The sequence below is a fragment of the Streptomyces sp. CY-1 genome (assembly GCF_047218265.1).
Taxonomy (GTDB): Bacteria; Actinomycetota; Actinomycetes; order Streptomycetales; family Streptomycetaceae; genus Streptomyces; species Streptomyces niphimycinicus.
This window is the reverse complement of the sequence record NZ_CP178393.1, coordinates 3,232,968-3,253,835: the sequence shown is the minus strand read 5'-3', so window position 1 is coordinate 3,253,835 and position 20,868 is coordinate 3,232,968. Positions and strand designations below refer to the sequence as shown.

The 20,868-nt window shown below is 70.0% G+C and carries 17 protein-coding genes, 1 tRNA gene and 1 pseudogene; 10 read left to right on the top strand and 9 right to left on the bottom strand.

Features of this window, described 5'->3' with window-relative positions; translation table 11 throughout:
* The first annotated feature begins 102 nt into the window (after positions 1-102).
* Positions 103-900, top strand: coding sequence for a S1 family peptidase (locus ACK1X7_RS14010; protein WP_385144934.1), 798 nt, complete (start codon positions 103-105; stop codon positions 898-900).
* Positions 901-967: 67 nt separating this feature from the next.
* On the opposite strand, the gene ACK1X7_RS14005 is transcribed toward ACK1X7_RS14010, so the two are convergent.
* On the bottom strand, positions 968-1,354 hold the full coding sequence (locus ACK1X7_RS14005) for a VOC family protein (RefSeq protein WP_413115133.1): 387 nt from the start codon (positions 1,352-1,354) through the stop codon (positions 968-970).
* Between the two features lie 436 nt (positions 1,355-1,790).
* Here ACK1X7_RS14005 and ACK1X7_RS14000 point away from each other — a divergent pair, with 436 nt between their 5' ends.
* From ACK1X7_RS14000 to ACK1X7_RS13975, 6 genes and pseudogenes are all read left to right on the top strand, one after another.
* The gene (locus ACK1X7_RS14000) at positions 1,791-2,144 is read left to right on the top strand and encodes a chorismate mutase (RefSeq protein WP_014059936.1); all 354 of its coding nucleotides are present in this window, start codon (positions 1,791-1,793) and stop codon (positions 2,142-2,144) included.
* 106 nt (positions 2,145-2,250) lie between these two features.
* A complete protein-coding gene (gene pepN, locus ACK1X7_RS13995; protein ID WP_390792960.1) occupies positions 2,251-4,827 on the top strand; it encodes an aminopeptidase N in 2,577 nt (858 codons plus the stop codon).
* Between the two features lie 290 nt (positions 4,828-5,117).
* Positions 5,118-5,501 (top strand): annotated as a pseudogene (locus tag ACK1X7_RS13990) (amidohydrolase family protein); the annotation flags it as partial.
* Positions 5,482-5,715, top strand: a complete 234-nt coding sequence (locus ACK1X7_RS13985) for a hypothetical protein (RefSeq protein WP_385144928.1) — start codon at positions 5,482-5,484, stop codon at positions 5,713-5,715. The pseudogene ACK1X7_RS13990 and the gene ACK1X7_RS13985, both read left to right, overlap by 20 nt.
* Before the next feature lie 165 nt (positions 5,716-5,880).
* Positions 5,881-7,293 (top strand): pyridoxal phosphate-dependent decarboxylase family protein, encoded by a 1,413-nt coding sequence (locus tag ACK1X7_RS13980; RefSeq protein ID WP_385144926.1) that lies wholly within the window; start codon positions 5,881-5,883, stop codon positions 7,291-7,293.
* The gene (locus ACK1X7_RS13975) at positions 7,290-8,780 is read left to right on the top strand and encodes a lysine N(6)-hydroxylase/L-ornithine N(5)-oxygenase family protein (protein ID WP_390792961.1); all 1,491 of its coding nucleotides are present in this window, start codon (positions 7,290-7,292) and stop codon (positions 8,778-8,780) included. Before ACK1X7_RS13980 ends, ACK1X7_RS13975 begins: the two co-directional genes overlap by 4 nt.
* A gap of 135 nt (positions 8,781-8,915) precedes the next feature.
* Here ACK1X7_RS13975 and ACK1X7_RS13970 read toward each other — a convergent pair whose 3' ends face one another.
* Positions 8,916-10,724, bottom strand: coding sequence for a bifunctional metallophosphatase/5'-nucleotidase (locus ACK1X7_RS13970; RefSeq protein ID WP_385144922.1), 1,809 nt, complete (start codon positions 10,722-10,724; stop codon positions 8,916-8,918).
* A 226-nt stretch (positions 10,725-10,950) separates the two neighbouring features.
* On the opposite strand from ACK1X7_RS13970, the gene ACK1X7_RS13965 reads away from it, so the two are divergent.
* Together ACK1X7_RS13965 and pyk are read left to right on the top strand one after the other, a co-directional pair.
* Positions 10,951-11,700, top strand: a complete 750-nt coding sequence (locus ACK1X7_RS13965; RefSeq protein WP_385144920.1) for an SIMPL domain-containing protein — start codon at positions 10,951-10,953, stop codon at positions 11,698-11,700.
* Positions 11,701-11,857: 157 nt separating this feature from the next.
* A complete protein-coding gene (gene pyk, locus ACK1X7_RS13960; RefSeq protein WP_390792962.1) occupies positions 11,858-13,288 on the top strand; it encodes a pyruvate kinase in 1,431 nt (476 codons plus the stop codon).
* A 35-nt stretch (positions 13,289-13,323) separates the two neighbouring features.
* On the opposite strand, the gene ACK1X7_RS13955 is transcribed toward pyk, so the two are convergent.
* Positions 13,324-14,103, bottom strand: coding sequence for a helix-turn-helix domain-containing protein (locus tag ACK1X7_RS13955; RefSeq protein ID WP_361496165.1), 780 nt, complete (start codon positions 14,101-14,103; stop codon positions 13,324-13,326).
* A gap of 86 nt (positions 14,104-14,189) precedes the next feature.
* Positions 14,190-14,272: transfer RNA gene (locus tag ACK1X7_RS13950), tRNA-Leu, on the bottom strand.
* A gap of 94 nt (positions 14,273-14,366) precedes the next feature.
* Between ACK1X7_RS13950 and ACK1X7_RS13945 the strand changes: the two genes are divergently transcribed.
* Positions 14,367-15,002: an ANTAR domain-containing response regulator gene (locus tag ACK1X7_RS13945; RefSeq protein ID WP_413115132.1), complete on the top strand. Its 636-nt coding sequence runs from the start codon at positions 14,367-14,369 to the stop codon at positions 15,000-15,002.
* Between the two features lie 74 nt (positions 15,003-15,076).
* Here the strand turns inward: ACK1X7_RS13945 and ACK1X7_RS13940 are convergent, their stop codons facing one another.
* From ACK1X7_RS13940 to ACK1X7_RS13920, 5 genes are all read right to left on the bottom strand, one after another.
* Positions 15,077-15,793: an ABC transporter ATP-binding protein gene (locus tag ACK1X7_RS13940; protein ID WP_383143501.1), complete on the bottom strand. Its 717-nt coding sequence runs from the start codon at positions 15,791-15,793 to the stop codon at positions 15,077-15,079.
* Positions 15,790-16,710 (bottom strand): ABC transporter ATP-binding protein, encoded by a 921-nt coding sequence (locus tag ACK1X7_RS13935; RefSeq protein WP_385144912.1) that lies wholly within the window; start codon positions 16,708-16,710, stop codon positions 15,790-15,792. The genes ACK1X7_RS13940 and ACK1X7_RS13935 overlap by 4 nt, the downstream gene beginning before the upstream one ends.
* On the bottom strand, positions 16,707-18,461 hold the full coding sequence (locus ACK1X7_RS13930) for a branched-chain amino acid ABC transporter permease (RefSeq protein ID WP_390792966.1): 1,755 nt from the start codon (positions 18,459-18,461) through the stop codon (positions 16,707-16,709). Before ACK1X7_RS13930 ends, ACK1X7_RS13935 begins: the two co-directional genes overlap by 4 nt.
* Positions 18,462-18,473: 12 nt before the next feature.
* Positions 18,474-19,406 (bottom strand): branched-chain amino acid ABC transporter permease, encoded by a 933-nt coding sequence (locus tag ACK1X7_RS13925; RefSeq protein WP_059144968.1) that lies wholly within the window; start codon positions 19,404-19,406, stop codon positions 18,474-18,476.
* A gap of 103 nt (positions 19,407-19,509) precedes the next feature.
* Positions 19,510-20,742, bottom strand: coding sequence for a branched-chain amino acid ABC transporter substrate-binding protein (locus ACK1X7_RS13920; protein WP_385154671.1), 1,233 nt, complete (start codon positions 20,740-20,742; stop codon positions 19,510-19,512).
* Between the last annotated feature and the right edge of the window lie 126 nt (positions 20,743-20,868).

Here is a 20,868-nt window from a genome sequence, read left to right as displayed (position 1 = left end):
CGTTTTACCGGCTCATCCATGGGATTTCGGAGAGGTTTCCGGATTTTATGGCTTGGCATGAGCCTGACATGCGCCCCGAACCCCCCACGAAAGGACAGTCCGTTGCGGAAGACCCTGAAGCACCTCAAGAGAGCCTCGGCCGCCGGCGCGGTCGCCCTCGCCGCCTTCAGCCTCACCCCCGGCAGTGCCAGCGCCGCGCCCACCGGCCCCGAACCGAGCCCCTCCGTCGTCGGCGGCACCCGCGCCGCCCAGGGCGAATTCCCCTTCATGGTCCGGCTGTCCATGGGCTGTGGCGGCGCTCTCTACACCCAGGACATCGTGCTCACCGCCGCCCACTGTGTGGACGGCAGCGGCGCCAACACCTCGATAACCGCCACCGCGGGCGTCGTCGACCTCCAGAGCTCGAGCGCCGTCAAGGTCAAGTCCACCCAGGTGCTCCAGGCCCCCGGCTACAACGGCACCGGCAAGGACTGGGCGCTCATCAAGCTCGCCAAGCCGATCAACCAGCCCACCCTGAAGATCGCCGACACCACGGCGTACAACAAGGGCGACTTCACCGTCGCCGGCTGGGGCGCGGCCGTCGAGGGCGGCGGCCAGCAGCGCTACCTGCTCAAGGCCACCGTGCCGTTCGTCGACGACGCCACCTGTAAATCCGCGTACGGCGAGCTGGTGCCCGGCGAGGAGATCTGCGCCGGCCGGATGGCTCAGGGCGGCGTGGACACCTGCCAGGGCGACTCCGGCGGCCCGATGTTCCGCAAGGACGACAGCGGCCAGTGGATCCAGGTCGGCATCGTGAGCTGGGGCGAGGGCTGCGCGCGGCCCGGCAAGCCCGGCGTCTACACCGAGGTGAGCACCTTCGCCAAGGACATCAAGGCGGCCGCGGGCCAGCTCGGCGGCTGACGCCTCCTCAGCCTCGCCTCCGCCGGTTCTCCGAGCCGTGCCGGTGCCCTCAGCTCTGTCAGCTCTGTCAGCTCTGTCCGTTCTGGCCGTAGCAGATGCAGAACGGATGCCCGGCCGGATCGTTGAAGACCCGGAACCCCGACCGCTCCCCGCCGCTGTCGTGCAGGAACGTCGCCCCCAGCTCGATCAGCTCCTGCTGCGCCCGCTCCGCGTCCTCGATCGTGTCCACGTCGAAGTCCAGATGGATCTGCTGCGGATACGCCGGATCCGGCCAGCGCGGCGGCTGATGGTCCGGCGCGAGCTGGAAGGCCAGCCGCCGGCCGTCCTCGGCCGTCAGGGTCGCCCACTCGGGATCGCCGTCGTCCACCCGCCAGCCCAGGATCCGTCCGTAGAAGGCGGCCAGCGCGGCGGGGTCGGGACAGTCGATGACGGTGCACTGAAGCGTCGCGATCATGTTGCGGACCCTAGCCCGGAACAGCCCTGCCCGGAACGGCCGCGCCCGGAACAGCCCTGCCCGGAACGGCCGCGCCCGGAACTGCTCGGCCCGGGAACGGCTCCACCTGGAGGGGCTGCGCCCGCCACGGCTGCGCCCGGTAGGAGCCGCGGGAAAGTCGGTCCGGAAATGGAACCTCGCCCCGCCCAGGCGACTCCTCCACGGTGGAGACACCGCCTCGGGAGCGGCCCTCCACCATGACCGCCCCGCCCCCTTCCGGCCCCCTGAGGGCCGGATCCGAAACCCCCCACAGGGGTCGGGGCGGTCCGGGGCCGCGACCGGCCCGGCACAAGCTGCCGCGGCGCCGCGGGGGCTTGCGCGGGCCGGAAACATCCAGAGCCAGGCCAATGCGCCCCGGAGAGGAACCGAGCCCCGAGAAAAAGTAGTCTCGGGAGGCATGACGCACAGCATGAGCGACCACACCGCCGGCCGGCCGGCGACGCCGGGAGACCCCGAGGGGATCGACCCGTCCGTCCTCGACGAGCTGACCAGGTTGCGCGACAGCATCGACAACATCGACGCGGCCGTGGTCCATATGCTCGCCGAGCGCTTCAAATGCACTCAGCAGGTCGGCCACCTCAAGGCCGCCCACCGGCTGCCTCCGGCCGACCCGTCCCGTGAGGCGCGCCAGATCACCCGGCTGCGGCAGCTCGCCGAGAGCGCCAAGCTCGACCCCGGCTTCGCCGAGAAGCTGCTCAACTTCATCATCGCCGAGGTCATCCGGCACCACGAGACCATCGCCCGCTCCTGACACCGGCCCGAGGGCGCACTCGGGTGGTGCGCCCGTACGGCCGTCCGCCCCGGTCGACCACTTCCCACCCGTGTGCGGCCCGCCGCACGTAGGGCAGCATGTCCCCATGTCCGTACTGACGCGCGAGGAAGCGCAGATCCGAGCCCGCCTCATCGAGGTCCATCGCTACACCATCGACCTGGACCTCACTCGCGGGGAGGAGCTCTTCGGCTCCACCACGACCATCCGCTTCAGCGCGCGCCAGGCGGGCGCGGACACCTTCGCCGAGCTCGCGCCGGCCGCGGTCCACCGTGCCGTACTGGACGGCCGCGAGCTCGACCTCACCGGCGACACCGCCGAGGCGCTCGCGGAGGGCCGGCTTCCGCTCACCGGCCTCACCGAGGGCGAGCACGAGCTGCGCGTCGAGACGGATATGCGCTACTCCCACACCGGCGAGGGCATGCACCGCTTCACCGACCCCGCCGACGGCGAGACGTACCTCTACACCATGTGCTGCATGGCGGACGCGAACGATGTCTTCGCCGCGTTCGACCAGCCCGACCTCAAGGCCGTCTTCGACGTCCGCGTCACCGCCCCGCCCCAGTGGACCGTCCTCGGCAACGGCATCGCCACCCGCGTCGGCGCCCCCGAGGAGGGCCGCTGGCAGCTCGCGCCCACCCCGCCCATCAGCACGTATCTGATGGTGCTGGCCGCCGGCCCGTACCACTCGGTGCGCACCGAGCACGCCGGGCTCCCCTTCGGGCTGCATGTCCGCCGCTCCCTCGCGCCCTATCTCGAGGCCGACGCCGACGAGCTGTTCGACATCACCCGGCGCTGCTTCGACCGCTACCACGAGATCTTCGAGGAGCCGTACCCCTTCGACTCCTACGACCAGGCGTTCGTCCCCGAATTCAACTCCGGCGCCATGGAGAACCCGGGCCTGGTCACCTTCCGCGACGAATTCGTCTTCCGCTCCGCCGTCACCGACGCCGAGCGCCAGACCCGCGCCATGGTCATCGCCCATGAGATGGCCCATATGTGGTTCGGCGACCTCGTCACCATGAAGTGGTGGGACGACATCTGGCTGAACGAGTCCTTCGCCGAGTACATGGGCTACCAGATCCTCACCGAGACCACCCGCTACACCGACACCTGGGCCGACTTCGGCGTCCGCCGCAAGAACTGGGGCTACGACGCCGACCAGCGCCCCTCCACCCACCCGGTCGCCCCCACGCCCGAGCTGGTCCCCGACACCGCCGCCGCCCGGCTCAACTTCGACGGCATCTCCTACGCCAAGGGCGCCTCCGCGCTGCGCCAGCTCGTCACCTGGCTCGGCGAGAAGACGTTCCTCGACGGCATCAACGACCACTTCACCCGGCACCGCTTCGGCAACGCCACCCTCGCCGACTTCATCGACTCCCTCGCCCGCTCCTCCGGCCGTGACGTCCACGCCTGGGCCGACCGCTGGCTGCGCACCACCGGCGTCGACACCCTCGCCCCCGTCGTCACCGCGAACGGCGACCGCTGGAGCGCCGAGATCCGCCACCAGGGCGGTGGCCCGGACGGCGACGCCCACACCCGCCGCCCGCACCGCATCGCCATCGGCCTCTACGACCACGCGCCCGCCGCCCCGCACCAACTGGTCCTGCGCGAACGCGTCGAGGCCGAGCTCGATGGCGCCGAGCCCGTCCTCAGCCTCTCCTTCACCGGGCCCCGCCCCGATCTGCTGCTCCTCAACGACGGCGACCTCACCTACAGCAAGATCCGGCTCGACCCCGGCTCCTGGAAGGCCGTCCACCGCGCCCTGTCCGGCCTCCCCGACGCCGTCAGCCGCGCCGTGGTCTGGAACGCCGCCCGCGACATGGTCCGCGACGGCGACCTGCCGCCCGCCGACTTCCTCGAGGCCGCCCGCGCCCATCTGCCGCACGAGACCGACATAGCGATCGTCCAGGGCGTCCTCGCCTTCGCCCGCACCCAGATCGCCGACCGCTACCTGCCCGCCGACCGGCGCCCCGCCGCCCTGGCCACCATCCGCGCCACCTGCCGCGATCTGCTGCGCCGCACCGAGGACGGCACCGGCGCCGGGCTGCGGCTCGCCGCCGTGCGCACCTTCATCGGCAGCGCCACCGACCCCGCCGAGCTCACCGACTGGCTCGACGGCGACACCGTCCCCGGGGGCCCCGCCCTCGACCCCGAACTGCGCTGGCAGATCCTCGGCCGGCTCGCCGTCCTCGGCGCCGTCGGCCCGGCCCGGATCGACGCCGAACTCGCCCGCGACTCCAGCGCCACCGGCCAGGAGGGCGCCGCCCGCTGCCGGGCCGCCCTGCCCGATGCCACCGCCAAGGAGGCCGCGTGGCAGACCCTCTTCGGCCCTGAAACGGACGGCCAGGGGCCCGAGCTCTCCAACTACCTGGTCACCGCGACCGTCGCCGGCTTCTGGCAGCCCGAGCACCACGACGTCCTCGCCGACTATGTGCCGCGCTACTTCCCGGCCGCCGTCACCCTGGGCACCCGCCGCGGCCCCGCCATCGCCGACACCGTCGCCCGCTTCGGCTTCCCGAGCACCGTGGACGCCGAAACCCTGCGACGAGGCGAGGAATGCCTCGCCAACCCCGACGCCCTGCCCACCCTGAGCCGCCGCCTGGCCGACCAGCTCGACGACCTCCGCCGCGCCCTGCGCGTACGGGAGAAGCAGGGGGAGTAACCACCGCCGCCCGGAGGGACCCCGCCGTCCCGGCTCCAGTTCGCCCTCACCACCTGAACAGGAGCCGGACGGCGCGCTGTTCCACCGGAGCGCCGTCCGGGTTGTTCCGCTGACGACCAGCACCGCCGAGGGAGGCTGTCCGCCGGGCCGGGGCGTCTTGGCCTTGCTCAGCTCGGGCTGTCGTCCGATGGGCTGGGGACACAGCCCTCGCGACGTGACCAAGACCCCTTCACGACCCTCCTGGCCAGAGGCGGCGCGCCGCCTACCAGGCGGGCCGACATGCCCAGCACTCCGACGGAGCCTCCACCGGAGTCACGGTCCACGACATCCTGCGCATGGCCACCCTCGACGGCGCCCGCTTCCTGGGCCTGGCCGACCGCACCGGCTCCCTCACCCCCGGCAAGCAGGCCGACCTCCTGGTCCTGCGTGCCGACCAGCCTGATGTGGCCCCCGTCCACGACCCGTACAGCACCGTCGTCCTTCATATGGACCGCTCGCACGTCGAGACGGTCATGGTCGCCGGGCGGGAACACGTCCATTCCGGCCGGCCTGTCGCCGACAGTTCCGAGCTCTTGAACGACGCCCGCCGAACCGCGCACCGCCTGGATCGGGCGGGTATCAGCGCCCGTTCGGGCAGGGGGCAGACTGACGGGTATGGATCGAGAAACTCTTGAGCGGACCTTGACCGTCGACGGGGAGAGGTTCGAAGTCGCCGAGCGTCCCGACGAACCCGGAACCTACGACTTCACCTGGCTGACCGGGCCGAACCCCGACTACGGCTTCACCACCCGGGTCCATGGAGCCGAATCCCTCAGCACACGGCAACTGGAGGACTCCGCACGGGAGTTCCTCGGCCAGGTGGACCCCGACACCGGGTATATCGAGTAGCCGGGCGGGCGGATCAATCCGGGTGACCGGGCCGTACCACGTATGGGTGCACTTCCCGCGGACCCCGGACCGGAGCGCTGGTGTGCGAAGTAGTTTGGGCAGCCCTGACCGCCGCTGGACCGCTGCCACCTGCCCGACTCCCAGACACCCCCTAGGGGCACACCCATGCCCGTGCCCGCATCCGGAACCGCCCGCCTCCTCGCCGGGGGCCATGGCGGACCGGGCGCGCTCCGCCCGATGGTCGACACCGTCCTCGACGCCCTCGCCCACGGGGCCGCCGACCGCGGCGGGCCACTCCCGGCCGGGGGCCCGGCCGCGGTGGACCGGCGGATACGCGGTGCGGCCCGGCCGCTCATCCCCGACGAGGGGGAGGGGCCCCACCACGCGCTGCGCACTCTCGTCCGCGCCCTCACCCATGGCGCGGCCGACCCCGCCGACCCGCGCTGCACCGCCCATCTGCACTGCCCGCCGCTCGCCGTGGCCGCCGCCGCCGACCTCGCGGTGTCCGCGCTCAACCCCTCCCTCGACTCCTGGGACCAGGCCCCCGCCGCCTGCGCACTGGAGGCCCTGACCTGCCGCGCCCTGGCCGAGCTCGTCCACCCCCACGGCCCCGCCCCCGACGCGCTCGTCACCACCGGCGGCACCGAGTCCAACCAGCTCGCGCTGCTCCTCGCCCGCGAAGCCGCGGGCGGCGTCGGCAGACCCCTGCGGATCATCTGCGGCGGCAACGCCCACCACAGCATCCACCGCGCCGCCTGGTTCCTCGGGCTGCCCGCGCCCCACACCCTCCCCACCCCCACCGGCGTCCTCGACCCGGCCGCGCTCCACACCGCCCTCGACCGGCTGCCCGACACCGACGCCCCCACCCTCGTCGTCGCCACCGCCGGCACCACCGACACCGGGGCCATCGACCCGCTCCCCGATATCGCCGACGTCTGCGACCACCACGCCGCCACCCTCCACATCGACGCCGCCTACGGCGCACCCCTCCTCTTCAGCGACACCCTCCACAAACAGCTCCACGGACTCGACCGGGCCCCTACCGTCGCCCTCGACCTGCACAAACTCGGCTGGCAACCGGTCGCCGCCGGCCTCCTCGCCGTCCCCGACAGCGCCGCCCTCGCCCCGCTGGCCCACCAGGCCGAATACCTCAACGCCGACGACGACACCGAAGCGGGGATGCCCGACCTGCTCGGCCGCTCCTTCCGCACCACCCGCCGCCCCGACATCTTCAAGATCGCCGTCACCCTGCGGGCACTCGGCCGACGCGGCCTCGGCCACCTCGTCGATCACGTCTGCACGGCCGCCCAGCACCTCGCCGACCTCATCGAGGCCCGCCCCGGACTCGAGCTCTACGCCCGCCCCACCATCAGCACCGTCCTCTTCCGCCCCACCGGGGCACCGCCCGCCGCCGTCGCCGCGCTGCGCCGCCGCCTCCTCCACCACGGCACGGCCGTCCTCGGCCGCGCCGCCACCCCCGAGGGGCTGTGGCTCAAGGTCACCGTTCTCAACCCGCACACCCAGCCCGACGATCTGCGCGGGCTGCTCGAACTCGTGGAAGGCCACACCACCCCATGAGCACCGAACAACCCCCCGCCCCCGCCGCCGGGTCCGCCCACGGCGTCGACCGGCCCCTGGACCTGGCCGGTATCGGCATCGGCCCGTTCAACCTCTCCCTCGCCGCCCTCGCCCACGGCATCCCCGCCCTGCGCACCGCCTGCTACGAACAGCGGCCCGCCTTCCACTGGCACCCCGGCCTGCTCATCGACGGCGCCACCATCCAAGTCCCCTTCCTCGCCGACCTGGTCACCCTCGCCGACCCCGGCAGCCCCTGGACCTTCCTCCAGTACCTCAAGGCCCATGAGCGGCTCTTCCCCTTCTACGTCGCCGAGCGCTTCCACATCGAGCGCGCCGAATACGACGCCTACTGCCGCTGGGTCAGCGAACAGCTTCCCGGACTCCACTTCGACCACCGCGTCGACGCCGTCCGCTGGGACCACGAATACGAGCTGTTCGAAATCGACTTCACCCGGCTCGGCGGCCCGGCCGACGACGCCCACGCGCCCCACCTCACCGGGGCCGACGAGGGCGGCAGGGCCCTCGGCCGCGCCTACGCCCGCAACCTCGTCCTCGGCGTCGGCACCGAACCGTACGTCCCCGAACCCCTGCGCCCCCTCGCCGACGCCCCCAACGTCCCCGTCCTCCACTCCTGCGACTACCTCGAACACCGCGAACGGCTCCTGGCCACCGGCCACATCACCGTCATCGGCTCCGGCCAGTCCGGTGCCGAGGTCTTCCTCGACCTGCTGCGCCACCGGCCGCTGGGCGCAGAAGGACTCCACTGGCTCGCCCGCACCCCGTCCTTCGCGCCCATGGAGTACAGCAAACTCGGCCTGGAGCAGTTCAGCCCCGACTACACCCGCTACTTCCACGCCCTGCCCGAGCCCGTCCGCGACCAACTGCTGCCCCGCCAGTGGCAGCTCTACAAGGGCATCGCCCACGAGACCCTCGACGCCATCCACCACGAGCTCTACCGCCGCGCCCTCCACGCCGACGGCTGGCCCGGCGCCGTCCTCACCCCCGGCGTCACCGTCCGCACCGCCGGCCGCATCGCCGCCGCCCGCCTCGAACTCCACCTGGAACACACCGAACAGGGCACCCGCACCCGCCACACCACCGAGGCCGTCGTCCTCGCCACCGGCTACCGCGAGCGCCGCGTCGACACCCTGCTCGCCGCCCTCGACCCCTACGTCCGCCGGGACGCCTCCGAGCGCCCGCGCATCGACGCCGACCACCGCCTGGTCCTCGACCCCATGATCAAGGGCTCGGTGTACGTCCAGAACGCCGAGCGCCACACCCATGGCGTCGGCACCCCCGATCTCGGCCTCGCCGCCTGGCGCTCCGCCGTCATCCTCAACTCGCTGCTCGCGGAACCCGCCTATCAGTTGCCGTCCCGCACCGCGTTCACCTCCTTCGGCCTCCAGCCGTCGGGGCGGTGCGGCACCGTCATCGGCGGCCCGCACCTCCCCGACCAGCGCAACGGACTCGCCCATACCCGGATGTGATGGCCTCGGCGCGTTCCGCATCAACCCCGTCCCGGCCGACCCCGAGTACGTCGAGGAACTGTGGCAGGGCTACCACCACGACATGCCTGCCGCCGACGCGACAGCCCCGGACGACGCCTCCCGGACGGCGGTCTCTCAGCCGGCGTCCGGGAACACCGGGGCGCCGTCCCGGGTCAGCTTCCAGTCCACCGACGCGAACCGCGACACATCGATGGTCTTCTCCGCCTGGACCCAGGCGATGATCGTGTTCCGGATCTCCTCCGAATTGGCCCACACCTGCTTCGCGGAGGCCACATGCGGGAAGTTGCCGCCGCCGCTCGCCCGGTAGTTGTTCACCGCCAGCACGAACTGCGCCTTCTCATCGATCGGCTTGCCGTCGAAGCTCAGCTTCGCGATCCGCGAGCCCGGCGCCTTCGCGATGTCGATCTCGTACGTCAGGCCGCCGACCGCGTCGTAGTTGTAGTCGGGCGTGTTGTCGGCGTTCGTCAGCTTCGACGGGTCCACATCGCCGCCCGCCGGAGTCCGCACGTAGTAGCGCGCCGAGAACTCCAGGTACTCCTTGAGCTGTGCGCCGGTCAGCACCCGCGCCTCCAGCGTGTTCTCGAACGGGTACAACCCCGCCACCTGCCGGATCGTGACCTCCCCGGCCGGGATCGACGCCGTACGGGAGAAGCAGGAGGCCTGCGAGAGCACCGGCAGCGCCGCGTACTCCGTCCCCGCCAGCGCCGCCTTCACCGTCTCCGACTGCACATGGTTGATGAAGTCGAGGATCGGCACGTCCTTGTACGCGGCCTCGGTCGCCGCCATCGCCGCCGTCGAGGTGCCGATGACCTGGTTGACGTACCCGACGACCTTCTTGTGCTCATCGCCGAGCAGCCGCACGATCCGCGGATCCTCCTCGGCCGCGTTGGAGTTCAGCACCTTCGCCGACACCGACGCCACCTGCCAGCGGCCCCGCTCCCACTCCAGCTCGAAGTCGAAGAGGGTCAGCCGCTGACCCCACTTGAGCGGCTCCGACAACACGACCTCGCGCCCGGTCTCCTTGTTGACCACCCGTGACTCCGGGATCTCCACATGCGCGTGGCCCACCAGAATCGCGTCGATCCCCGCCACCTTCTCGGCCACCAGCGCCGCCGCGTTCTCCACATACGGCACCTGGTCGCCGTAGCTGGAGGTGCCGCTGGTCCCCGAATGCGCCGAGACGATCACCACGTCCGCGCCCATCGACCGCAGCCGCGGCACCCACTTCGCGGCCTGCTCCTCCAGGCCCGGGAAGGTCATCTTCCCCTGCACATTGACCTTGTCCCAGATCGCGATGCCCGGATTGGTCAGCCCCAGCACCGCCACCTTCACATCCCGCCCGCACGGAGTGCGCAGCCGCGTCATCCAGTACGGCGCGAAGGCGGGCCGCAGCGTCTTCGCGTCCAGCGCGTTCGCCCCCAGCAGCGGGAAGTCGCACTGCTCCTCGAACTTCCGCAGCACCGGGATGCCGTAGTTGAACTCATGATTGCCCAGCGCCGCCGCGTCATAGCCGATCGCGTTCATCGCCTGCGCCATGGGATGCACCGGGCCGTCCGCCCCGGTGATCGGGTCCACCCTGGCGTAGTAGTACGACAACTGGGTGCCCTGGATGGTGTCGCCCGCGTCGATCAGCAGCGTATTGCGGCGCCCCTTCTCCTTACGGACCTGATCGACCAGCGTGGAGATCTTCGCCAGGCCCACATCGTTGTGCGCCGTGTCGTCGAACTCGGCGTCGGTGAAGTAGTCCCAGTTGAAGACGTTGCCATGCAGATCGGTCGTGCCCATCACGGTGAAGGCGTACCGCCGCCGGGGGCGCCCGTGACCCCGCGCCTCGGCCGGGACGGCGGCCGCGGCCGAGGCGAGGGCGGCCCCCGCACTGGTCGCCGCGGTGCGGCCCAGGAACTTCCGACGGTTGAGCGGCATGGCTGATCTCCTCCGAGATACCTGCGAAATGAGCACAACGCGCGTAGATTCTGGCCCAGCCGCACCGCCCCGCACCACCCCCGGCAGGTTGCGATCAGGTTGCCGCCGGTGCTTCTTGAGGGCCGGTCAGACCAGAATCTTCCCGGCCGGGTCGTCCCACCCCGCCGAGGGCCCGGCCGTCGTACGCTCCGGACACCACCCCGCGCACACCCGACCAGGAGCCGCCATGGACCAGCCGGCCCACCCCAGCCAGCCGCCGCAGCCCGCCGCCCCCGCCCCCGTACCGACCGCCCCCGTCCCCTACGGCACCCCCGACACCCCGCGCGTCGCCGTCCGCGGCGAGGCGACGCTGGAGGTCGACCCCGAGATCGCCCGGCTCACCATCACCGTCAGCGCCCGCGGCGCCGACCGGCGCGCCGCACTCGACGACCTCACCCGGCGCAACAACCAGGTCCTCGCGCTGGTCAAGCCCTACGGCGAAGCGGTCGAGAAACTGGAGACCGGCGCCTTCTCGGTCACCCCCGAGATCAACCCCAAGAGCCGCCATGAGCGCGTACGTGCCTACCACGGCCGGGTGCACCTCACCGCGACCCTCACCGACTTCACCGCCCTCGGCGAGCTCACCACCCGCCTCGCCGACCTCGACCTCACCCGCGTCGACGGCCCCTGGTGGGGGCTGCGCCCCGACTCGCCCGCGCACGGCCGGGCCCGGCAGCAGGCGGTGCGGGAGGCGGTGCAGCGGGCCCGCGAGTACGCCGGAGCGCTCGGCTCCCGGCTGGTGGCGCTCACCGAGCTGGCCGACCTCGATGCGGAGCAGGGCCCGCTCCAGCCCGTGGCCGCCACCACGCGCGGCCGGTCCGCCTTCGGTGGCCCCGCCGACCGGGACGCCGTCGCCGCGCTCGACCTCGAACCGCAGCGCCAGACGGTGTATGCGCATGTCAACGCGCGCTTTACGATCACCCCTCCCGAGCTCTGAGGGCCCTCCTTCCGAGTCTTGAAGCCATCCCCCGAAACGCTCATCGGAGCACCCCGCTGCACGTTTCATTAGTTGTCAATAGCCCGCCATCCAAAGGCCATGGAGGAGTGTGAAGTTCCGGGCTCTTTACTCGCCGGTAAGTCATAGGCTCGACACCATGCGCCGAGCAAAAATCGTCTGTACTTTGGGACCCGCCACCGACTCGTACGAGCAGATCAAGGCACTCATCGAAGCCGGAATGGATGTGGCCCGCTTCAACCTCAGCCACGGCACCTATGCCGAGCACGAGGAGCGTTATCGGCGAGTGCGCAAAGCCTCGCTGGAAACCGGCCGCAGCGTCGGCATCCTCGCCGACCTTCAAGGTCCGAAGATTCGGCTCGGCCGCTTCCGTGAAGGACCCGTACTCCTTGAACGCGGAGACGAGTTCATCATCACCGTCGAACCCATCGAGGGCGACCGGTTCCGCTGCGGCACCACCTACGAGGGGCTGGCCGGCGACGTCAGCAAGGGTGAGCGGATCCTCGTCGACGACGGACGGGTCACCCTCGAGGTCGTCGACATCGACGGACCCCGGGTGCACACCATCGCCATCGAGGGCGGCATGATCTCCGACCACAAGGGGCTCAACCTCCCCGGCGTGGCCGTCTCCGTCCCCGCGCTGTCCAAGAAGGACATCGAGGACCTGCGCTGGGCACTGCGCATCGGCGCCGATGTCATCGCCCTCTCCTTCGTCCGCAACGGCAACGACGTCGTGGACGTCCACCGGGTGATGGACGAGGAGGACCGCCGGCTCCCCGTCATCGCCAAGATCGAGAAGCCGCAGGCGGTCGAGAACCTCGAGGGCATCGTCGACGCCTTCGACGGCATCATGGTCGCCCGCGGCGACCTCGGCGTGGAGATGCCGCTCGAGCAGGTGCCGATGGTCCAGAAGCGCGCGATCAAGCTGGCCAAGCGGAACGCCAAGCCGGTGATCGTCGCGACCCAGATGCTCGACTCGATGATCGACAACTCCCGCCCCACCCGCGCGGAGGCGTCCGACGTCGCCAACGCGATCATCGACGGCACGGACGCGGTGATGCTCTCCGGCGAGACCAGCGTCGGCAAGTACCCGATCGTCACGGTCAAGACGATGGGCCGCATCGTCGAGGCCGCCGAGGAGGACATCCTCGCCAAGGGCCTCCCCCCGCTCACCGAGCGCAACAAGCCCCGCACCCAGGGCGGCGCGGTGGCCCGCGCGGCGGCCGAGATGGGCGACTTCCTCGGCGCGAAGTTCCTCGTCGCCTTCACCCAGTCCGGCGACACCGTCCGCCGCCTCTCCCGCTACCGCTCCCCGATCCCCCTCCTGGCCTTCACCCCGGACCCGGGCACCCGCTCCCAGCTCAACCTCACCTGGGGCGTCGAGACCTTCCTCGGCCCGATGGTCAACTCCACGGACGAGATGGTGGCCCAGGTCGACGAGGAACTGCTGCGCCTCGGCCGCTGCCGCAAGGGCGACCTCGTCATCATCACCGCCGGCTCCCCGCCCGGCGTCTCCGGCTCCACCAACCTCGTGCGCGTCCACTACATCGGCGCGGACGACCTGAGGTAGCCGAACCTCGCTCCCTTGGGGCCGAAGTACTGGGCTCAGTACTTCGGCCCGACGTGCTTGTCCATGAGGGCGACGGAGGCACGGCGGGCGACGGAGATGTTGAACGGATCGCTCCCGCGCGCGAGCGTGGTCCACTCGACGCCGACCTTGGTGAGGGTGTCGGAGCAGAGCTTGCGGATGTCGTCGGACTTGTTGGCGAAGAAGTACCGGGGGTATTCGTAGCGCTTGCGTTCGCCCCCGACCAGCTTCGTGGTCCAGTTGGTGATCCGGCAGCCGTCGGAGTGGAAGAGCCCGCGGATGAACTTCCAGGGGAACTCATCGACGATCTGCTGTTGCCACGGCTCCAGGGCTATGGCGCGGTCGTGCTTCTTCCCCGGCCCGTGCTGAGGGAACATGCACGTCCAGTGTTTCGTGTACGACTTCACCTCGGCGCAGCCCTTCTTCTGCCGCCGCTTCACACTGGGTAACGCCATCACCGCCTTCATGGTGGCTTCGGCTTCATCGATCAAGCCGGGCCAGGCATCGGCACAGAAAAGCGACAGGTGGTGCTGCTTCGGCTTGGAGATGATGTGACCGTCGCCGAGGTAGAGACCGAGGAGGTAGGCGTATGCCTCGTGGTCGAATTCCTGGCGGGTGCATTTCGGGCAGTCTGTGGGACGCATAGCGACTTCGCCCCGTTGTTTTCGGTCCTGGTGTCGCCACCAGCCAACGGTGCCCCGAGGGACTCCGAAGAGTTCTGCCACGTCCCGATTGGCGACACCGCGCCGCATCAGCATCACGGCGTCATGGCGAACGGACGGACTGTAATCGCTCATGTGTAGAGCGTTACATCGCTGGGGGTGGCGCCGCCGTGAATTTGCCCCTAATCATGCGAACGTGACCGTCCGCTTTTACCTATGAGTACCGGGTGCGGGATTCGAACCCGCAAGCCCTCTCGGGCAGAGGTGTTTGAGACCTCCGTGTATACCTTTCCACCAACCCGGCAAGGAGTTGTAGCGCGCACAGCTTACCGTGTGCGAGCCGATCTCGTCTCGCAGGTAGGCTCGAGGTGCAGCACCTGCCAGGAACGAGGAGCCCCGTGAGCGCCACCGAGCCCGTCGACGAGCAGTCGCATATTCCACCGGTGACAACCCGCGTCGTCATCGCCGAGGACGAGGCGCTCATCCGCCTCGACCTGAAGGAGATGCTCGAGGAGGAGGGGTACTCCGTCGTCGGCGAGGCGGGCGATGGTGAGACGGCTGTCGCGCTCGCCCAGGAGCACCGCCCCGACCTCGTCATCCTCGATGTGAAGATGCCGGTTCTCGACGGCATCTCCGCCGCCGAGCGGATCGCGGCCGACCGTATCGCCCCCGTCCTGATGCTGACCGCCTTCTCCCAGCGCGAGCTGGTCGAGCGGGCCCGGGACGCCGGGGCGATGGCGTATCTCGTGAAGCCGTTCAGCAAGAGCGATGTGGTCCCGGCCATCGAGATGGCCGTCTCCCGCTTCACCGAGCTGAAGACCCTGGAGCAGGAGGTCGCCGACCTCTCCCAGCGGCTGGAGACCCGCAAGCTGGTCGACCGGGCCAAGAGTGTTCTCCAGACGCAGTACGGGCTGACCGAGCCCGCCGCCTTCCGCTGGATCCAGAAGACCTCGATGGACCGTCGGCTGTCGATGCAGCAGGTGGCCGAGGCCGTTATCGAGGACGCGGCGGAGAAGAAGGCCAAGGAGCAGTAGGGGACGAGCGGAAGGGGCCCGTATCGCCGCGTCGGCGGTACGGGTCCCTTACCGTTGCTGCCGGTCCTCAGCCCTCAGTCCTCGCCGAGGTACGCCTTGCGCACCGACTCGTCGTGCAGCAGCGCGTCCCCCGTCCCCGACAGCACGATCTTGCCGATCTCCATCACATGGCCCTGGTCGGCCAGTGACAGGGCCGCCTGGGCGTTCTGTTCGACCAGCAGGATCGTCGTGCCCTGGGACTTGAGCTCGGCGATGGTGTGCATGATCTTCTGCATCATGATCGGTGAGAGGCCCATCGAGGGCTCGTCGAGCATCAGCAGCTTGGGGCGGGACATCAGGGCGCGCCCCATCGCGAGCATCTGCTGCTCACCGCCGGAGAGGGTGCCGGCCGCCTGGGCGCGGCGTTCGCCGAGGATGGGGAAGAGGTCGTACGCCTTCTGTATGTCGGCGGCTATGCCGTCCGCGTCCTTCCGGAGGAACGCTCCGAGCTGGAGGTTCTCGGCGATCGACAGCCGCGGGAAGATATGCCGTCCCTCGGGCGAGTGGGCCAGCCCCAGGGCGACGATCTTGTGTGCGGGGACGCCCTTCAGCGGTTGGCCGTCGAAGCGGATCTCCCCGCCGAGGGGTTCGAGCAGGCCGGACAGGGTGCGCAGGGTGGTGGTCTTGCCCGCGCCGTTGGTACCGATGAGGGTGACGACCTGGCCGGCCTCGACGTTGAACGAGATGCCCTTGACGGCCTCGATCTTGCCGTAGGCGACGCGCAGGTCCTCGACCTCGAGCAGTGCGGTCACTGTCCGTCCTCCGTACGTGCTGTGGTGCCCCGCTGGGTCTCGTCCTGCGGGGCGCCGGTCGTGGCTCCGGCCTCCGAGGCCCCGGCTTCCGCGGCCTCGACCTCGGCGGCCTCCTCGGCGCCGGGTGCGCCTTCGAAGGGGGTGCCGAGGTAGGCGGCGATGACGCGCTCGTCGCTCTGGACGACCTCGGAGGTGCCCTCGATGAGCTTCTGGCCCTGGACGAGGACGGCGACCCGGTCGCAGAGGTTGAAGATGAAGCGCATGTCGTGCTCGATGACGAGTACGGCGGTGCCCAGGTCGCGGATGGCGAAGACCAGTTCCTCGGTGGCGCGGGTCTCCTGGGGGTTCATTCCGGCGGTGGGTTCGTCGAGGAGCAGCAGTCCGGGGTCGCTGGCGAGGGCGCGGGCGATCTCCAGCTTGCGCTGTTCGCCGTAGGGGAGGTTGCGGGAGAGGTGGTCGGCCTTGTCGGCGAGGCCGGTGAACTCCAGGAGTTCCATGGCGCGGGCCTTGGAGGCGGCTTCGGCGCGTTTGAAGCCGGGGCCGCGCAGGAGGGCCGACCACAGGCCCTCCTTGGTGCGGGTGTGGCGGCCGACGAGGACGTTCTCCAGGACCGTCATGTTGGCGAAGAGCCGGATGTTCTGGAAGGTGCGGGCGATGCCTGCCTGGGTGACGAGGTGGGGCTTGGGCGGCAGGACGGTGCCCTGGTAGGCGACGCTGCCCTCGGTGGGGATGTAGAGGCCGGTGAGGCAGTTGAAGAAGGTGGTCTTGCCTGCGCCGTTGGGGCCGATGAGGCCGACGATCTCGCCGGGGTGGACGTCGAGATCGACGGATTGTACGGCCGTGAGCCCGCCGAAGCGCATGGTGACGCCGGTGGCGGTGAGCACGGGGGAGGTCGTGGTGGTGGTCATCTGTGTCATGCCTCCGCCTTGGTGACGCCGACGGCACCGTCCTTGAGTCCGGTCGCGCCGGGGACGTCGAGCTGGCCGGTCTCGTGGTATTCGAGCTGCTGCCGCCGGTTGGGGACGATCCCTTCGGGGCGGAAGCGCATCAGCAGGATGAGTGCGATACCGAAGGCGAGGAGCTGGTAGTCCTGGAGGAATTCCAGCTTCTTGGGGATCAGGTAGAGCAGGGTGGCGCCGAGCAGCGGGCCGCCGATGGTGCCCATGCCGCCGAGGATGACGGCGGCGACCAGGAAGGTGGAGTTGGGCGGGACGGGGCCGGCGAAGACGTACTGCTCGGGGACGACGGTGGACTGGAAGTGGGCCCAGACGGCGCCGGCGACTCCGGCGAGGGTGGCGCCGAGTGCGAAGGCGACCAGCTTGACCCGGAATCCGTTGATGCCCATGGCGGTGGCGGCGGTCTCGTCCTCGCGGATGGCGACCCAGGCGCGGCCGATGCGGGAGTTGCCCGCGCGGCTGAAGATCAGCACGACGACGATGGTGACCAGCAGCATCAGCAGGTAGTAGTTGCCGTTGGAGTCGAGGCTGAGCCCGCCGATGCTGTGGTCGTCGTTGAAGTTGAACCCGAAGATCTCCAGCGGTGGGATGTTGGGGATGCCGTCGGGGCCGTTGGTGACGGAGGGGCCTGAGGTGCCGTCGAGGTTCAGCATGGCGAGACGGAAGATCTCTCCGAAGCCGAGGGTGACGATGGCGAGGTAGTCGCCGCGCAGCCGCAGGGTGGGGGCGCCGATGACGACGCCGAAGATCAGCGAGACCACGCCGCCGGTGATGACGGCGGCCCAGAAGGGGAACTTGACGTCGATGGTCGAGGCGGTGGATCCGGAGACCAGGGCGGCGGTGTAGGCGCCGACGCCGAGGAAGGCGACGTATCCGAGGTCGAGGAGGCCGGCGAGGCCGACGACGATGTTCAGGCCGAGGGCGACGGTCGCGAAGATCGCGATGTTGACGCCGAGTTCGGTGAAGCTGGACTTGTCCTGGAAGAAGGGGAAGACGATCGCGGTGATCAGCGCCGCGACCAGGGTGGTGGAGCGGTAGGCGCTGGTGAGTTCGCTGATCCGGCTGACGAGCCCGGCCTTGATGAGGGCGACGGCGGCGAACGCGACGGCGATGAGGTAGCCGATGAACGGCTCGGGGTGGTCGGCGTCGGTCTGGATGCCGTAGTTGACCACGTAGAGGCCGAGGGCGAAGACGCCGGCGATGATCAGGATGTCGGCCCAGGAGGGCAGCTTCTCGGGGCGGCACAGGGGGCGGGTGTCGTCCGGGAGCAGGAAGGTGGTGGCCACGGGGGCGGCGGTCACCACCGCGGCGATCCAGCCGCCGGGCTCCAGGTTGACCAGGCCGTCCAGGTCCACGGCGATGGCGATGACGGTGAACCAGGTGACGGCGAAGGTGCCGAGGGCCAGCATCCGCAGGGCCTGGGTGGAGCCGCTGGGGGTGAGCCAGCGCAGGCCCTTCAGGCCGAGGGCGGCCAGCGCGAAGACGGCGGTGGCGATGCCGAGGACGAGGGTGAGGAGCTGGAGTCCGCCGGGGTAGCCGTAGACGGTCAGATCGCCGGGGAATTCGGCGGTCCAGGTCCAGGCGAGGAAGGTGGAGACGACGGCGGCGGCGCCGCCGGCCGCGGTGAGGGCGCGGAGCAGGGTGGTGCGCGGCGCGGTGGCGCCGGGCTCGGCCTCGTTCACGGGGGTGGGCTGGGTCTTGTCGGTGGTCATCGGTTCACTCCCTCACGCCCGGTCCGCGACGCGTTCGCCGAGCAGACCTTGTGGCCTGACCAGCAGGACGACGATGAGCAGGGTGAAGGCCCATACGTCCTTCCAGGCGCCGCCGCCGAGTTGGTCCATCCCGGGGATGTCCTGGATGTACTTGATGGCCAGGGCCTCGACGATGCCGAGGACGACGCCGCCGAGCATGGCGCCGTAGATGTTGCCGATGCCGCCGAGCACGGCGGCGGTGAACGCCTTGAGGCCGGCGATGAAGCCCATTTCGAAGTTGATCTGGCCGTATTTGAGCCCGTGGGAGAGGGCGGCGACGGCGGCGAACGCACCGCCGATGGCGAAGGCCATCACGATGATGCGGTCGGTGTTGATGCCCATGAGCTTGGCGGTGTCGGGGTCCTGTGCGGTGGCCTGCATGGCGCGGCCGGCGCGGCTCTTGGAGACGAACAGTCCGAGGGCGAGCATGCACACCGGGGCGGCTATGAGCAGGAAGGCGTCGCCGCGCTGGATGTGGAGATTGCTGAAGATCTCGAACGAGGAGCCTTCGAACTGCGGGAAGCTGCGGGGCTTCTTGGCGTCGGGGTAGAAGGCCCAGACGGCCTGCTGGAGTGCGATGGACAGGCCGATCGCGGTGATCAGGGGGGCGAGCCGGGGGCCGCCGCGCAGAGGCCGGTAGGCGAAGCGTTCCGCCGCGGTGGCGATGGCGACCGAGGCGATGACGCCGCCGATCAGCATGAGGGGCAGGGCGAGGGAGAGCGCGGTGCCGCTGGGCAGCCAGATGTAGATGGTGAGGGCCCCGAAGCCCCCGATCATGAAGATCTCGCCGTGGGCGAAGTTGATGAGCTGGACGATGCCGTAGACCATGGTGTACCCGATGGCGATCAAGCCGTAGAGGGCGCCAAGGGTCAGGCCGTTGACCAGCGTTTGCGGCAGTTCGTGCACCGCAGGGCCTCCGATGAGCGTGTCGGATATGACGCCGCGCGAGGGCGATGGTGTACGCCCTCGCGCGGATTCGTTTCGTGGGTGTGCGGATTGCCGCCTGGGGTCAGTCCTTGAAGGTCTCGCTCTTCACGGACTTCCAGGCGCCCTTGGTGACCTTGTAGACGGTGAGCTGCTTGTTGGTGGTGTCGCCGTACTTGTCGAAGGAGACCTTGCCGGTGACGCCGTCGAAGGAGACCTTGCCGAGCGCCTCGGTGACCTTGGCGCGGGCGTCGTCCGGGAGCTTGCCGTCGTTGTCCTCGACGACGGCCTTGACGGCCTGGATGATGGCCCAGCCGGCGTCGTAGGAGTAGCCGCCGTAGGCCGCGTACGGGTCCTTGTAGTGCTGGTCCCCGTAGTTCTTCACGAAGGTCTTGGCGGAGTCGAGCTGCTCGACCGGGTAGCCGACGGAGGTGGCGAGGTCACCGTCGTTGTTGGTGCCCGACGCCTTGATGAAGGCGGGGTCGTAGATGCCGTCGCCGCCCATGATCGGGACCTGTGCGCCGGCCTGCTTGACCTGGTCGGACAGCAGACCGCCCTCGGGGTACTGGCCGCCGAAGTAGACGGAGTCGGCGCCGGTGGACTTGACCTTGTTGGCGATGCCGGAGAAGTCGGTCTCCTTGACGGTCAGGTGGTCCCGGCCGACGACCTTGCCGCCGAGGCGCTGGAACTCCTGGGCGAAGATGGTGGCGAGGCCGTTGCCGTACGCCTGCTTGTCGTCGACGACGAAGACCTTCCGCTTCTTCGCGTCCTTGTAGTAGTACTGCGCGGCGAAGCGGCCCTGGATGATGTCGGTGGTGGCGGTGCGGAAGTAGGTCTTGAACGGGCGCGTCTTCTTGCCCGAGGCCCAGTCGTCGCCCTGGCTGAGGGCCGGGTTGGTGTTGGCGGGGGAGACCTGGGCGAGGTCGGCCCGGTCGAAGACGCCCTGCATGGACTGGGCGACGCCCGAGTTGAGCGGCCCGACCGCGCCGAGGATGTCCTCGTCGTCGACCATCGAGGTCGCGTTCGCCTTGCCGGAGGAGGGCACGGCCTGGTCGTCGAAGGACTTGACCTTGAAGGTGACCCCGTCGACCTCGTTGTTCTTGTTGGCCACCTTCGCGGCGAGGTCGACGGAGTTCTTGATGCCCTGGCCGAGGGCGGACAGCGAGCCGGTGAGCGGGGCGTCGACACCGATGACCACGGTGGTCTTGCTGTCCTTGCCGCCACTGTCGTCTTTGTTGTCGCGCGACCCGCAGGCGCTGAGGGTCAGGGCTCCCGCAGTGATCGCGGTCGTGATGATGAGCAAGGAACGGTGTCGCACGAGGAATCCTTTCGCTGGCCCGGCACCCCGGGTTCATGGGGTGCCGTGTCCTCGCCGGATGAACCTGGAATGGCCGTGCGGGTGCGGCGTACACCCCACGGGGCCGTGACTGGCTGTGACTCTAAG

What these genes read in the sequence shown, in the direction of transcription:
- ACK1X7_RS13985 (WP_385144928.1), top strand. Translation starts at nt 5,482, where the DNA reads ATGGATCGAGAAACTCTTGAGCGGACCTTGACCGTCGACGGGGAGAGG.
- pyk (WP_390792962.1), top strand. Translation starts at nt 11,858, where the DNA reads ATGCGCCGAGCAAAAATCGTCTGTACTTTGGGACCCGCCACCGACTCG.
- ACK1X7_RS13930 (WP_390792966.1), bottom strand. Translation starts at nt 18,461, where the DNA reads ATGACCACCGACAAGACCCAGCCCACCCCCGTGAACGAGGCCGAGCCC.
- ACK1X7_RS13980 (WP_385144926.1), top strand. Translation starts at nt 5,881, where the DNA reads ATGCCCGTGCCCGCATCCGGAACCGCCCGCCTCCTCGCCGGGGGCCAT.
- ACK1X7_RS13955 (WP_361496165.1), bottom strand. Translation starts at nt 14,103, where the DNA reads ATGAGCGATTACAGTCCGTCCGTTCGCCATGACGCCGTGATGCTGATG.
- ACK1X7_RS13935 (WP_385144912.1), bottom strand. Translation starts at nt 16,710, where the DNA reads ATGACACAGATGACCACCACCACGACCTCCCCCGTGCTCACCGCCACC.
- pepN (WP_390792960.1), top strand. Translation starts at nt 2,251, where the DNA reads ATGTCCGTACTGACGCGCGAGGAAGCGCAGATCCGAGCCCGCCTCATC.
- ACK1X7_RS14005 (WP_413115133.1), bottom strand. Translation starts at nt 1,354, where the DNA reads ATGATCGCGACGCTTCAGTGCACCGTCATCGACTGTCCCGACCCCGCC.
- ACK1X7_RS14000 (WP_014059936.1), top strand. Translation starts at nt 1,791, where the DNA reads ATGACGCACAGCATGAGCGACCACACCGCCGGCCGGCCGGCGACGCCG.
- ACK1X7_RS13975 (WP_390792961.1), top strand. Translation starts at nt 7,290, where the DNA reads ATGAGCACCGAACAACCCCCCGCCCCCGCCGCCGGGTCCGCCCACGGC.
- ACK1X7_RS13965 (WP_385144920.1), top strand. Translation starts at nt 10,951, where the DNA reads ATGGACCAGCCGGCCCACCCCAGCCAGCCGCCGCAGCCCGCCGCCCCC.
- ACK1X7_RS13970 (WP_385144922.1), bottom strand. Translation starts at nt 10,724, where the DNA reads ATGCCGCTCAACCGTCGGAAGTTCCTGGGCCGCACCGCGGCGACCAGT.